The organism is Flavobacterium pallidum (assembly GCF_003097535.1).
In the GTDB taxonomy this organism is placed as follows: domain Bacteria; phylum Bacteroidota; class Bacteroidia; order Flavobacteriales; family Flavobacteriaceae; genus Flavobacterium; species Flavobacterium pallidum.
On record NZ_CP029187.1, the window covers coordinates 2,243,069 to 2,257,152 of the forward strand.

15 protein-coding genes are annotated in these 14,084 nt (G+C 42.6%); 6 read left to right on the forward strand and 9 right to left on the reverse strand.

Annotated elements, in window-relative coordinates:
* Positions 1-133: 133 nt before the first annotated feature.
* The 3 genes from HYN49_RS09120 to HYN49_RS09130 are packed head-to-tail and all read right to left on the reverse strand — an operon-like array spanning position 134 to position 2,263.
* Entirely contained in the window at positions 134-640 is a 507-nt protein-coding gene (locus tag HYN49_RS09120; protein ID WP_108903822.1) for a hypothetical protein, read from the reverse strand.
* 2 nt (positions 641-642) lie between these two features.
* Positions 643-1,098, reverse strand: coding sequence for a YciI family protein (locus HYN49_RS09125; RefSeq protein ID WP_108903823.1), 456 nt, complete (start codon positions 1,096-1,098; stop codon positions 643-645).
* A gap of 4 nt (positions 1,099-1,102) precedes the next feature.
* On the reverse strand, positions 1,103-2,263 hold the full coding sequence (locus HYN49_RS09130; RefSeq protein ID WP_108903824.1) for an outer membrane beta-barrel protein: 1,161 nt from the start codon (positions 2,261-2,263) through the stop codon (positions 1,103-1,105).
* A gap of 138 nt (positions 2,264-2,401) precedes the next feature.
* Here HYN49_RS09130 and HYN49_RS09135 point away from each other — a divergent pair, with 138 nt between their 5' ends.
* The 6 genes from HYN49_RS09135 (at position 2,402) to HYN49_RS09160 (ending at position 8,058) form a co-directional block, all read left to right on the forward strand.
* Positions 2,402-4,540 (forward strand): TonB-dependent receptor, encoded by a 2,139-nt coding sequence (locus HYN49_RS09135; RefSeq protein ID WP_108903825.1) that lies wholly within the window; start codon positions 2,402-2,404, stop codon positions 4,538-4,540.
* A 123-nt stretch (positions 4,541-4,663) separates the two neighbouring features.
* On the forward strand, positions 4,664-5,287 hold the full coding sequence (locus HYN49_RS09140) for a tetratricopeptide repeat protein (RefSeq protein ID WP_108903826.1): 624 nt from the start codon (positions 4,664-4,666) through the stop codon (positions 5,285-5,287).
* 20 nt (positions 5,288-5,307) lie between these two features.
* Positions 5,308-6,648 carry a histidine kinase gene (locus HYN49_RS09145; protein WP_108903827.1) on the forward strand — a complete coding sequence of 447 codons (1,341 nt, stop codon included), beginning with the start codon at positions 5,308-5,310 and terminating at the stop codon, positions 6,646-6,648.
* A gap of 11 nt (positions 6,649-6,659) precedes the next feature.
* Positions 6,660-6,971 (forward strand): 2TM domain-containing protein, encoded by a 312-nt coding sequence (locus HYN49_RS09150; protein ID WP_108905015.1) that lies wholly within the window; start codon positions 6,660-6,662, stop codon positions 6,969-6,971.
* Position 6,972: 1 nt separating this feature from the next.
* Positions 6,973-7,311 carry a 2TM domain-containing protein gene (locus tag HYN49_RS09155; protein ID WP_108903828.1) on the forward strand — a complete coding sequence of 113 codons (339 nt, stop codon included), beginning with the start codon at positions 6,973-6,975 and terminating at the stop codon, positions 7,309-7,311.
* Positions 7,312-8,058, forward strand: a complete 747-nt coding sequence (locus HYN49_RS09160) for a LytR/AlgR family response regulator transcription factor (RefSeq protein ID WP_108903829.1) — start codon at positions 7,312-7,314, stop codon at positions 8,056-8,058.
* Positions 8,059-8,339: 281 nt separating this feature from the next.
* Here HYN49_RS09160 and HYN49_RS09165 read toward each other — a convergent pair whose 3' ends face one another.
* The 6 genes from HYN49_RS09165 to HYN49_RS09190 form a co-directional block, all read right to left on the reverse strand.
* Positions 8,340-8,522 (reverse strand): CsbD family protein, encoded by a 183-nt coding sequence (locus HYN49_RS09165; RefSeq protein ID WP_108370737.1) that lies wholly within the window; start codon positions 8,520-8,522, stop codon positions 8,340-8,342.
* A gap of 92 nt (positions 8,523-8,614) precedes the next feature.
* Entirely contained in the window at positions 8,615-9,649 is a 1,035-nt protein-coding gene (locus HYN49_RS09170) for a COX15/CtaA family protein (protein ID WP_108903830.1), read from the reverse strand.
* A 21-nt stretch (positions 9,650-9,670) separates the two neighbouring features.
* A complete protein-coding gene (locus HYN49_RS09175; RefSeq protein ID WP_108903831.1) occupies positions 9,671-10,030 on the reverse strand; it encodes a four helix bundle protein in 360 nt (119 codons plus the stop codon).
* 35 nt (positions 10,031-10,065) lie between these two features.
* The gene (locus HYN49_RS09180; protein ID WP_108903832.1) at positions 10,066-11,493 is read right to left on the reverse strand and encodes a CCA tRNA nucleotidyltransferase; all 1,428 of its coding nucleotides are present in this window, start codon (positions 11,491-11,493) and stop codon (positions 10,066-10,068) included.
* A gap of 15 nt (positions 11,494-11,508) precedes the next feature.
* Positions 11,509-12,078, reverse strand: coding sequence for an L-threonylcarbamoyladenylate synthase (locus HYN49_RS09185; protein ID WP_108903833.1), 570 nt, complete (start codon positions 12,076-12,078; stop codon positions 11,509-11,511).
* A 2-nt stretch (positions 12,079-12,080) separates the two neighbouring features.
* Positions 12,081-14,066, reverse strand: coding sequence for an LTA synthase family protein (locus HYN49_RS09190; protein ID WP_108903834.1), 1,986 nt, complete (start codon positions 14,064-14,066; stop codon positions 12,081-12,083).
* Between the last annotated feature and the right edge of the window lie 18 nt (positions 14,067-14,084).

The window sequence follows — 14,084 nt, forward strand, 5'->3', positions numbered from 1 at the left end:
GGGACTGCAACAGGGATAGCAGCGGCATCCTTTTATGGCGCAGCGCAGCGGAGCCATAAAAGATAGAGCGGATAGCCCGGCCCGCAGGGGTTGCCATAAAAAAAGCCGGACAATCAATTGACTGCCCGGCTTTTTATTCTTTCCTTAAATACCAATTTCCTTTGTACTTTTTAAAATCCTTCAAGTCTTTTGGCGTTGTTCCGGGAACGATCCTTAAAAGATTGGGAAGATCTTGTTCGGTCGGATTGATGTAAACGTTGCCTGCCGCGTCTACCCCGATGACCTTCAAATCATATTTCAGGAATGCTTTCGTATAATCAGCGATTTGCTCTTTCTTAAAATAGGAAGCGCAGTTTTTATCGGATTCTTTGATGAGGTGGTCATCAGTCTTAACCAGTTCCTTGGTTTTAGGATAAATGGTTGCAATGTATGCGGGACAATTCAGGTCGAATTCGGCCACCATCAGCATGACATTGGCAGTTTCATCCTTTCCGCGATAGCCTACATAGGAATTCTTTAAGGCGGAAAAATCCTCAGTGTCATATTTTTTGATCACAGCATCAATTTGTGCCGTACTTAATTCTTTGTGGCAGGAACATAGGGCCAGCGCTGTTGTTGCCAGGACGATTTTTTTTAACATTGTTAGTATTTTTCTTTTGCGATTTTTTCGTGTAACTCCGGAATTTCCTGTAATGCGGCAGTGCAATACAGCAGCGTAAATTCGGCTTCCAGGATGTTGGCTTTTATGGCCGGATCATTTTCTGTCAAGGCCTTTGCTTCCTCAACCGAATTGACATTAAAAATATAAATGCCGCGGTAATTGCGGTCGTTTTTACCGAAAGGCCCTGCCACGGAAAGTTTGCCATCAGCAGCCATTTTATTAATATTGGTCATATGGCCCTCGAAAAGGACTTTAAGCTCTTCCTGCGTTGCGGTAGTATTGGTTCCTGATTTCAGCAGGCAGAACACATATTTCCGCATGCCGTGCGAATCGGCGTTAAGTTTTTTGGCCAGCACTTCATCATAAACCGGTTTGGTTTCCTGGCAAAAAACCGGCAATGCAATGAGTGCCAACAATAGTAAATACAGGTTTTTCATAAATTTAAAATATTTGATAGGAAAGCATGAGCTGTATCGATCCATAACCAATTGACCAGGTATGAGAGCTGATCAGGCCCTGCACAAAGTTGTATCGCGATTTTATGCTGTATTTCTTATAATTGTATCCAAAACCAAGAAACATATTGGAACCTTTTTCCAGCTTGAATTCCGTTCCGCCATACTTCAAAGTAGATGACAATGTAACCCCGATGTTATAACCACCGTCAATGAAAAGTCGTGATTGTTTTTGTAAAAACATATAATGCCTGAAGCCCAGCGGGATATTCACGGCTTTATAATCCACTTCAAGTTTCACATTTGATACCGACCCATCATATTCGAACCGGTGAAAATTCGGGTTTACAAATAATGACCATTTATTATGGTTGAAAGGCAGCACCGACTCCAATTCAACCCCAATGCCGGGCGTAGCATGGACACCGGTATTGGCATCAACAGTAGGGCTTTCGAACGAAACTCCGGAGAAATTTATGCCGCCGCTAACTGAAAAGTGTAGTGAACCCTTTGAAATCTGTTTTTCTTTACTGGTGAAGGTTTGTCCGCTGCCCGCATAATATTTTTCGAAGATGGGAATAAGGGAAGACTGACGGTATTCCAAATTTTGAAAATCTTTTTGAGTAAGCTGTTCCGATTTCAGGGCGTTGAACAATTGTTGCCTGAAATAATTGTTTTCAGCGATCGTTGTCGCGTCTACAAGATAATTTTTGCAGATAAGCTGTTCGACTGTGTCCGTTTCTTTTTTATATATGAAATACCGTCGTTGATTGCCTTGATCATAAGACAGCAAACTGATGTCACCTTCAACAAGGTATTTCAGGAACAGCGTCTGTTCACTGAATTCCGGTTGCTTAGAAGCACTTAAAGCATTAATTTCATTGGACGATTGGTCTACATCGACTTTAAACCGCCTGAATTGCGTACCGTCATCAACCCCAAATGCGGAAACTTCTGAAATATGTCCAATCTTTGCTTCAGATGCTGCCGACATTTTATATTGAAATGTTACCGGATTGTCTTTCCATCCTTCGTCACGCACCAGACACGTGGTCGTCTTGTTGTTATTATCAATAAAATATCCGGGGACAAATTCAATTTGTGCTATAGCGGGAAAGCATATAAGCAATAGAAGGTATTTTTTCATGTGTTGTTTTTGGAAGCATCAAAATAAAACTATTTTTTATTATTCCTTACAATTCATCATCAAAATTCCACATTTCAGTCAGTAATAGTTTTATTGCAAAGGATAAGATTGCACATTTGCGGTACCAAAAAACATCTTATGAAATCAATCCTTACTTTTTTTATGTTGCTGCTTGTCAGTGCGGGGTTTGCCCAAACGAAAATTTCAGGCAAAGTCACCGATCCGAAAGGAAATCCGTTAAACGGTGCCAACGTTTTCCTTGACGGCACTTACGACGGTGCCACAACCGATACAGAAGGGAATTTTTCATTCACGACTACCGAGACGGGAACCGCAACGCTGAAGATTACCTACCTCGCTTTCATGGCCGTTTCCGAAACTTTTGAAGTAAATGCTTATGTCCCTAAAACATTTTCGCTTAAGGAAAGCCTGAATTCGCTTGATACCGTAGTCATCAACGCGGGTACTTTTGAAGCTGGCGATAAAGCACGCGTTTCAGTACTCAAGCCACTGGATATTGTCACTACGGCGGGTTCTGCAGGGGATATTGTGGCGGCATTACAGACTTTGCCAGGCACACAGACCGTGGGCGAAAGCGGCCGCCTTTTCGTTCGTGGCGGCGAATCCGATGAAACACAGACTTTTGTTGACGGGCTCAGGGTACCGCAGCCTTATGGCGCTTCCGCAAATAATATTCCGACACGCGGGCGGTTTTCGCCATTCCTTTTCAGTGGGATTTCCTTTTCAACCGGGGGTTATTCAGCGGAATACGGTGAAGCTTTGTCGAGCGTTTTGCTTCTCAATACCACTGACGACCCCGAACAGGAAAAGACAGATGTTTCCCTTATGACAGTTGGCCTCGGCGTGGGCAACACGCAGATGTGGAAGAAAAGTTCGCTGAGCGTAAACGTGGCTTTTATTGACCTCACCGCATACCAGGCTGCCGTTCCGCAGGCGGTGGACTGGAACAAGCCTTACCAGTCGCTTTCCGGTGAAGCCGTCTATCGCTATCATTTTGAAAATAATGGATTGCTGAAAGTGTACGGCGCTTTTGATGCTTCAAATTTCAGCCTGAACCAGGTCGATATCAACCAGCCTGAAAAGGTGCGTTTCAACCTTCAGAACAATAATTTTTATTTCAATACCATGTATAAAGGTTATTTTGGTGACAATTGGCAGCTCGTGGCCGGACTGAGCCACGGTTTGGGCAAAAATGACATCGGGATTGATGAAGACGATGTAGACAATACCGAAAATGCGACGCATATGAAACTGAAACTCAAAAAAAGCTTTTCTGATAACGTGAAGCTGAATTTCGGTGCGGATTATTTCATCACCACTTTTGATGAGCATTTCCAGCAATTCGGCGGCGCGCGGTACACTTCAGGTTATGATGCCAATATCGCGGCAGGTTATGTTGAAGCCGATGTATTCTTTTCCAAAAAACTGGCGGGAAAATTCGGCTTCCGCGCTTCAGATAACAATTATTTAGACCAGTCGGCCTTTATGCCAAGGGCTTCGCTGGCATATAAAGTGAGTAAATTCGGGACGGTATCTTTTGCTTATGGCGATTTCGTACAGGCTCCAAAGCAGGATTATATTAAATATTCAAACCAATTTCAAAATGAAAAAACACAGCATTATATCCTGAATTACCAATATGCGAGGAACGGGCAGACTTTCCGCGCCGAAGGATATTACAAAAAGTATGATGATCTGGTAAAATTTACACCGACAACATATAGCAATGACGGTTTCGGGTATGCCAAAGGAATCGATCTCTTCTGGCGTGATAACAAAAACATCAAAAACCTCGAATATTGGTTTTCCTATTCTTACATCGATACGCAACGCGATTACAGGGATTTTGCTTATGAGGTAACGCCGAGGTTTGTGTCAAAACATACCGCATCATTGGTTACCAAATACTGGATACAAAGCCTGAAATCGCAGGTAGGGTTTACGAATAGCTTTAATTCCGGAAGGCCATACAACAACCCGAACGAAACGGGATTCATGCAAGGCAGGACGAAATCTTACAACAACCTGAGCCTGAGCTGGGCGTATTTACTGAGCCAGCAAAAGATTTTGTATTTTTCAATTTCGAATGTACTCGGGACGAATAATGTGTTTGGGTATGAATATGCCAATGCTCCTGATGCGAACGGTGTTTATCAAAGCCGAGCGGTTACGCCAACGGCCGACAGGTTCTTTTTCGTGGGCTTTTTCTGGACCATCAGTAAGGATAAGAAAAGCAACCAGTTGGATAATCTATAGCTTTCAGCTGAAAGCTAGCAATTCATCATCAAAAAACGACAGTTCAGTCAGCATTAATTTTAAATCGATAATCACAGGATTACATTTGTACAACAAAATAATAATCATTTAAAAATCAACATCATGACAAAATTTTTTACCATCATTACGCTATTCGTTACCAGCCTTTTCTTTGGCCAGGGAAAATATGAGGAAGGCATGGGCAAGGCTTTCCAACTGTGGGGAGAAGGCAAAAACACCGAGGCTTCGGCTATGTTTGAAAGGATTGCTTCCGCAGAAAAAGACAATTGGCTTCCAAATTATTACGTAGCCTTGGTGAATGTGACCGCAGCTTTCACGACCCAGGACAAAGAAAAATTAAGCGCACTGCTTGATAAAGCCCAGGATGCCATCGATGCAGAACTGGCAAAAGCACCTGAAAATCCTGAATTATTAGTAGTACAGGCCATGATTTACACTGCCTGGATAGTGTATGACCCGATGACCAACGGACAGAAATATGGCGCTAAAGCGATGCAGGTTTACGAGCAGGCCATCAAGATTGCTCCTGAAAATCCAAGGGTAGTTTTCTGTAAAGCCGAATTTGAGATCGGAGGCGCGAAATTCTGGGGTACCGATACCAAGCCTATGTGTGCTGAAGTGGACCGCGCGATCGGACTTTTCGCAACCTTCAAACCGGAGAATAAATTCTCGCCAAGCTGGGGACTTGACAGGGCTTTGCAGACACAGGAAGCTTGTAAAAAATAATCTCGAAAAGATACTTTGCCATGTTAATACAGAAAATTTTCCAGGTTGTCATAAGAGGCTTTATTATAAGCATCGTCATTTTCTTTGCACTCAAAGGAATAGAAATGGCGTTTGGCAAACAATTGGTTTTTGATAGTGCACTGGCAAGGGAAATCGGATATTATTGTATTTACGGAGTTAGTCTTACAATAATCAATTCGCTGTATTTCAAATACCTGAACAATGAGGTTGTATGGGTTAAATATGGCAAATATCGGATACTTATTGGAGCAGCAGGAAGCATTTTACTGTCGTTGATAGGTATATTCTTCGTCCGTTTCTTTATCAATGTAACGCTGGAAGGGCAGGATGCACATGATTTCATGCAGAAAGAACAATTGAAATTTTACATCGTTCCGCTGATTGTCACCATTATCATTACACTGGTTTTCCATCTCATATATTTTTACAAGGCGCTAAATGAGAAAAAGATTGTGCAGCAAAAGATCATCGCCGGTACCGCATCGGCGCAATTCGAAAGCCTGAAAAACCAGATTGATCCGCATTTCCTGTTCAACAGCCTGAATGTCTTAAGTTCCCTGATCGAGGAAAATCCCGAGAACGCACAGAAATTCACCACGTCGCTTTCCAAGATTTACCGTTATGTTCTGGAGCAAAAAGATAAGGAACTGGTGAGCCTTGAAGAGGAACTGGCTTTTGCAAAAACCTATATGAATTTGCTAAAGATGCGTTTTGAAAACAGCCTTTTTTACGAATTGCCCCAAAACGATTGCAATCCTGAAGCGAAGGTCGTACCGCTTTCCTTGCAATTGCTGCTCGAAAATACGGTAAAGCACAATGTGGTCAGTGAAACAAGGCCATTGCACATCAGGATTTTCATTAAAGATGATTATCTGTATATCCAAAATAACCTTCAGAAAAAAGAAGTGCTGCAGGACAGGCGTGGCGTAGGTTTGCAGAACATCGTCAGCCGATATGCGATTATCACCAAAAAAGCAGTGTATGTAGAACAAGGTGAACATTCATTTACAGTAAAAATTCCAATTCTTACAAAACTACTCACCATGGATAGTACTCCAGAATATAATGAGAATAACGCCTATTACCGCGCAAAGAACAGGGTAGAGGAACTTAAAGGATTTTATGGCAACCTGCTTTCGTATTGCATCATTATCCCGATGCTGATATTCGTAAACCTGAATTATTCGCCGGAATTCCACTGGTTTTGGTTCTCCGTTGCCGGCTGGGGTTTTGGGCTGACAATGCATGCGTTCAAAGTATTCGGATACAGTTCAAAATGGGAAGACAGGAAAATACGCCAGATCATGAACAAACGGGAAAACAACCATACGTGGAATTAAAAAATAACATCATGCAAACACATTACGAACAGGAAGAACGCTTCCGCCTTGCAAAGAAAAGAGTTGATGAACTCAAAGGTTTTTATGGAAACTTAGTTTCCTATATTGTAGTGAATCTTGGGTTGATGATCCTGAACCTGATGACATCACCGGAGCATTTGTGGTTTTTCTGGCCGATGTTCGGCTGGGGAGTCGGGGTGCTGTTCCATGCAATGAAAGTATATGGTTTCACGCCTTTCTTCGGAAAAGACTGGGAGGAGCGCAAAATACGACAGTTCATGGAAGAAGAGAAAAAACGCAACGAATCATTCAAAGGAGAATAATATGAAACTTTATAAATCCAGCCGATATAGCGATTCCCTTGTAGACGAGAATTACGCTTATGCCGAAAAGAAAGTGAAACGGATCAAAGGTTTTTATGTGCATTTTTTTGTATATATCGTAATCAACCTGGCGGCATTGGCAGCGGTTTATTATGAGGTAAAGACCAGTGCCGATTTCTGGAAGCTGAAAAATTTCTGGATGGCATTGTCGTGGGGAATTGGGCTTGCAGCACACGCCCTTTCCGTATTCGGGCCACATTTGCTGTTCGGGCCGAAATGGGAAGAAAACAAAATCCGCCAGATTATTGACAAGGAACGAAAATCACAAAACTGGGAATAAATGCAACTGATCATCATCGAAGACGAAAAACCCGCCGCAAGGCTGTTGCAGCGCAAATTGGAAAAAATGGGATTACAGTCTGCAACCATGCTGCATTCGGTAGAAGAAGCTGTTTTCTGGTTCCGGAACAATCCGCATCCGGATTTGATTTTCCTGGACATCCAGCTTTCTGATGGGCTTTCTTTTGAAATTTTTGAAAAAGTAGACATCAAAAGCGCGGTGATTTTTACCACGGCTTATGACGAATATGCCTTGCGTGCGTTCAAACTCAACAGCATCGATTACCTGCTCAAACCGATTGACGAAGACGATCTGGAAGCGGCATTGCATAAATTCCGCGCCATAAAACAACAAAATCCATTCGACTTCGAAGCCATCCGGAAAATGTTCTCAAACCCTACTGAAAAGACTTATAAAAACAGGTTTACGGTGAAAATCGGCCAGCATATGAAAGTCATTGCAATTGATGAAATCGAATGTTTTTACAGCGAAAATAAAGGCACTTACATCCATACGACTGACAACCGTGATTATTTGATTGAAAGTACTTTGGAAAGTTTAGAGCAGGAATTGGATCCTTCGAAATGCTATCGCATCAGCCGTAAATTCATCGTGCCGTTGCAATGCATCCGTGAAATCGTAGTGTACAGCAATTCGAGGTTGCGCTTGATTTTGCCCACCTACAAAGCAGATGAAGTTGTCGTAAGCCGTGAGAAAGTTTCGGATTTTAAAACGTGGATTAGTTAACCTGTAATGTAAAATTTCAGGATTAGTTTTAACATTAAGTACGTCTTTTACGCAATGCCATGTCGCGGAAAAATTGTATTTTACCTTCAGGGAAGGGGTGGTTGCGGTCCCTAAGAAATTCCAGCTGATTTCCATTACGCAAAATCCACACCATTTGTTAAAGTTTCTTATTTTCTTGAGATTTCCCATCTGACCACTTAAAAAAAAGCTGTTTCGCTTTAAACTAGCGCGTTTAGAACGGCGGTTTAAAACGAAACAGCAATGGTTGTGTTGTGTGCGGTTTAGTCGAACAAGGATTTTATCTCTTTCTCGGTTTTTCCTAATTTCTGTTGCAATTTTCCCCACATTTCCTGCTCTTTACCTTCCTCATACAACAAATCGTCGTCGGTCAGGTCGGCAAATTTCTGTTTGAGTTTTCCTTTAAACTCTTCCCAGTTTCCTTTAATTTCTGTCGAATTTGGCATAGCTTTTGTTTTTTGTAACTAAATAATTTCTTTTTCAGTTACAAAAATGGGTTTAAAAGCCCTGAATCCTGTTACGGAATTTTTTGCGATTGTTACAATATATTTTTTGAGTGTTTCGCTTCCGCAGATTCCATGCAGAGGTAAAATTGCAATCCGAACAATAATGATGCTATGACCAGGTGAACCGTTTGCGATCCAAAAGGAAAATCCAGGTAATATATAGCGATTCCCGAAAGGATTTCAAAAATAATCATTCCCATGACGGCATTCATTTTGCCAAAGCCCAGTTTTTTATTTCGATTGAGCATGAACAACCAAACTGTCAGCACAAAAACCAAAATCGAAAAGGAGCGGTGGATGTAAAAGATTATCGGGGGATTAATTAATGAATCGTCAATATTGTGATGCCCGAGCTCACCGACTTGTTCGTCTACAAATTGGCGCACCTGCGTTCCCAACGCAATTTGTGTCAATGTCAGGAACAACGCAAAAACCATCAGCCTGCTGAATTGGGGATCGTAAATCATATGGGCACGGTTTCCTTTTACTTTCCGGATAATGTACAGCAGCACGGCAACAATGAGCAGTGCGACGACCATATGCAGTGTAATTTTTACCGGATTTAACACCGAATACACCACTCTGGCACCCAGCCATCCCTGTATCCCCATCATGATGACCGTCAGCCACGAAAGAAGTGTTATTTTTTTATTTCCTTTCCAAAATGCAAATGAAAATACTGCCATCAGGAACACCGCGAATCCTGCCAGAGCCCCAGCGAGCCTGTTCAGGTATTCAATCCAGGTGTGTGTAGGGTTAAAATCGGCGTAATCGTGTTTTGTATACGGCCGCCAGTGCGAAGCATCGTAAGTTTGCCCGGTTGTGAAATCGTCTTTGGCTACCCATAATTTTTCGTCTTTGATGATGACCTGCCCTTCTTCGAATCCACGGTTTGGAGCCCAGGTGAGTTCCTTGATGTCTGTAGGCGGGATGTAATATCCGAAACATTTCGGCCAGTCCGGGCAACCCATTCCGGAGCCGGTCATGCGGACAAGCGCTCCGGCGATGATGACGAGATAAACGAGGATCAGTGAAGTTTTAGCGAAAATTAAGAAGTTTTTTTTCATAAGAGTTGCAAAGTAGCAGAGTTACAAAGTTTTCCTGACTTTGTCTATAAATGAACTTAACATACGTTCAATTTCCCGGCTTTTTTCATATATATTATTAAATTCTGTTTCTGAATAATATTTTAAGTTGTAAGCTATCTCAATTTGGGTTTGAAATTCAAATAAAGAGCCTAAAGAGATTTTTAAAAAGCGATGGTAATCTCTGTTTGTATTTCTTCCAAAACCTTCCGCAATGTTACTCGGAATGGAAACAGCACACCTTCTTAACTGTGAAGTCAGGCCAAACTGCTCATTTTTTGGAAAGGCATTGGTTATGGTATAAGAATCGGTTACTAAGTTCATGGCTTTTTGCCATATTAATAAATCTCTGAATGTTTTCATCTGTCTGGCGTATATAATTTAACTTTGCTACTTTGCTACTTTGCTACTTTGAGCCCCATTTTCCCAGCCTTTTCCATCATAAACCGATACGCGGCATCATATTCATTCGGAATATCGCCCTCAAGGATTGCTTCCTTAATAGCTTCTTTCAGTACCCCGATTTCGCGTGACGGTTTCAGGTTAAAAATCTCCATAATTTCTTCGCCTGTAATCGGTGGTTGGAAATTGCGTACGTGGTCGCGTTCTTCCACCTCAACAATTTTTTTGCGTACCAAATCAAAATTCTGGTGGTACCGCTTGAACTTCACCGGATTTTTCGTCGTAATATCAGCTTCACAAAGGATCATCAGGCTTTCGACATCTTCACCCGCATCGAAAACCAGTCTCCTCACAGCCGAATCAGTCACGATTTCCTGTGACAAAACAATCGGGCGCGAACTCATCATCACCATTTTCTGCACGAATTTCAATTTTTGGTTCAAAGGCATATGCAACCGCTCGAAGATCTTTTTAGTCATTTTCCCGCCAACGAATTCGTGCCCGTGGAATGTCCAGCCCTGCTTTTTGAAAAAGCGTTTCGTCGGCGCTTTTCCGATGTCATGCAGCAGCGCAGCCCAGCGTAGCCATACATCTTCAGTATTTTTACTGATGTTGTCGACGACTTCAAGTGTATGGTAAAAATTGTTTTTATGGGTATGGCCTTCAATTTCCTCTACCTGGTTCAACGCAGTGAGCTCCGGTAAAATAATATCTAATAATCCGGTTTTGTAAAGTAATATGAATCCTTCTGAAGGTTTTTCGGCGGCAAGTATTTTATTGAGTTCCTCCACAATCCTTTCGCCGGAAATAATCCTGATCCGTTCTTTGTTTTTTGAAATGGAATCTAAGGAGTTTTTTTCAATCCGGAAGCCCAATTGCGTCGCAAACCTTATTGCACGCAGCATCCGCAACGGATCGTCAGAATAGGTGATATCAGGATCCAATGGCGTACGGATGATTTTTTGGTCAAGATCTTCCAATCCGTTGAAAGGGTCAAGAAGTGCACCGAAATTATTTTTGTTCAGCGAAAGTGCCAACGCATTGATTGTAAAATCGCGACGGTTCTGGTCGTCTTCAAGCGTACCGTCTTCTACTAACGGATTGCGGCTGTCGGATTGGTAAGATTCTTTCCGCGCACCGACAAACTCGATATCGGTATCTTCGAAACGCAGCATGGCCGTGCCGTAATTCTTGAAAACCTGGACTTTCGTTTTTTTTGGCAACATCGAGGAAACTTGCTGTGCCAATGCTATTCCGCTGCCCACCGCGACGATATCAATATCTTTTTTGGTGCCCCTGTCCAGGATCAGATCCCTTACAAATCCACCGATGACATAGCTGTCAACGCCCAATGCTGCAGCAGCATTACTGATAATCTCAAAAACCTTATTGTGAAGCGCTTCCTTATAATGTGTCTTAACCAAAACGTAAATTGTCAATTATTTCCTGATAATCTTAACCTGCATGTCATTCGTCAGTTTGATAATAGCTGACGGATTCCCACCGATCTTATCACGGTGCAAATTTACAACATAGTCCACGCCATTGATGATTTCCGGACTGATTTCTTTGAAACTTTTCGGTGTCGGCTGGCCTGAAATATTCGCCGATGTCGATACAAGCGGTTTTTTCATCCGTTCCATCAGTTTGAAGCAAAATGGCTCTTTTACAATACGCACGCCTAAAGAATTGTCCGGGCTGATGACATTCTTCGCGACATTCCGCGGATTGTCAAGGATCAAAGTCGTCGGTTTTTCACTCAGGTCGATAATCTGCCAGGCGGTTTCGGGTATTTCCTTAAACACATTATACATCATTTTTTCGCCGTTCATCAGTACAATCATGCTTTGGGTTTCCGCCCTTTTCTTAAGCGCGAATATTTTGGCAACTGCCTCTTCATTTGTAGCATCACAGCCAATTCCCCAAACGGTATCAGTAGGGTAGAGGATGATGCCGCCGTTCTGGATCACTTCAAAAGCCTGGTGCACTTCCTGGTTGATATCGCCCATAATCAATTCGTTTTGATGTTTTTTTTCTTTGTTGCCTTCAGGTTATTTCCCTTCATCGTATAATGCCAGGTCAATGCCATATAGCGGTTGTAATCATCGGTCAGCGGACTGTTGTCCATCCGGCTTTCGCCAAAAGTACGCAGGTTGATTTTCTCGATCTTGGCTTCTTTCGGGAAATAATACATTTCATCCGGCACCACCATTTTGTCCAGCCCAAATGCTTTATTTTTCGCCTTATCAAATAAAGAAGACCCGAAACTATAGTATTTGAAGCCTTTCGGCGCAATCATTTCAATTAATGTAGGCATAATGTCGACATGGCTTCCAGGCGTTCGGTTGATTGATTTTGGGATTGATTTCCCGTACATGATAAACGACACCGACGACTTTTCATAAAGGTTCGGGTTGTGGTTGATAAAACGCCTGCCATAATGGTCGCCCGTAAAGCAGAACAGCCCGTCGCCGTATTTTTTTGCAGCCGTGTCCATAAATCCCCCAATCGCTTTGTCACCATACCACAAATGCCCCATTTCCTTCATCGTCATGCCACCATCATAGTATTTGCGGACGCTTGACGGAAAATCATTTTCAGTATGGTATGAGAATCCTTTGGCGTAAATATCGATTGCATAAGGAGGATGATAGCTCGAAGTCAGGATAATGTTCAGCGAGTTTTTCGTCGGATCCGTATTTTTCAATACGAGGTTAAAAAGCTTCTCATCCTCAATTCCCCAATCGCCCGAATCGGATTTTCCTCCGGCATCAACACCCGAAAAAATGCGGTCCACGCCCTGGTACCTGCAGAAATCACCGATATTTTCCCAGGATAAGAATCCGCCGTAGAACAAATTGGTTTCATAACCTAATTTTTTAAACTGCTTAAAAATCGAAGTTTCAAAAGGCTCGTTTACCGTCCCAAGCTGGCTGATGTTTACCCCACAGTGCGGCACATCGGTCACAATAGCGCCAAACGAATCAAATGTGGCATTGGCGGCAGGAAGGAAATCGGTGAACTGCGTCCCGTTTGCAGCAATGCGGCTCAGGTTTTCCGAAAATTTAAAAGGTTTATACTTGTCCATTAATGGCCATGAATCGTAGCTTTCCATGACCACAAGGAAAATCTGCTTCGGCTTTTCGATTGTGGCACCCTGTGCGGTTTTTTCAAGCAGATCGGTGATTTTGGCCTGTGGAAAATCGGCATTGAACTGTTTTTCGCTTAAGAAAGGATTTTTCCCCTCGAGCAGGTTCAGTTCATCGAAATCCTCCAAAGCATATTTAAGCGACCGGAACGGGTTGACAATCGTTTTATTCAGGAAGGCATCTTTGGAAACACCGGCCCATTTCCGAATCGCGGGAACTGAGGAAAACGATCCGCGCAAACTGCACACAAACAGCGCTATGACAAGGATGACCAAAATCGGCCTGCTGTACCTGAAACTGAATTTCTGCAAGATGCGGTATAATACGTCGCGTCGTTCGGAATAAACCAATATCAGGATTCCGGTGATGAGGACAATCACAAAAGTCATCATATTGAGTACCGGATGGTACTCATCGGCCATCAGCGTTTTGGCAACGGCTTTCTGATCGTCATACAATGCCAGGAACAGGAAGTTGTTGAACTGGTCGTGGTATTCCTGGAAATAGCCAATAGTGATGATGCAGATAATCGTCGAAAGGATTACAAAAAGCACCTGTACTATTTTCCGGCTGATGATCGCCGGCCTGAATTTATCAAATGGTGAAAAAATCAGCAGCAGCAGGAAAGGCAGGATCAGGAAGTAGCCCATCACAGTACAATCGAAGCTGAAGCCGGAAGACAATGCCTTGAATATTTCGCCACCATCTGCGGAAGCGCCCAGCTGTTTCCTGAAAATATAAATGAAAGTAATCCTGAAAAGCGTGAAGAAAACAATTCCGAAAAACCAAAAGAAAATCTGGTTGCCCAGTTCTTTAATGAAATTTTGCCACTTCTGGGTTTTGTCCATAAGAAAATGCATTTGTAA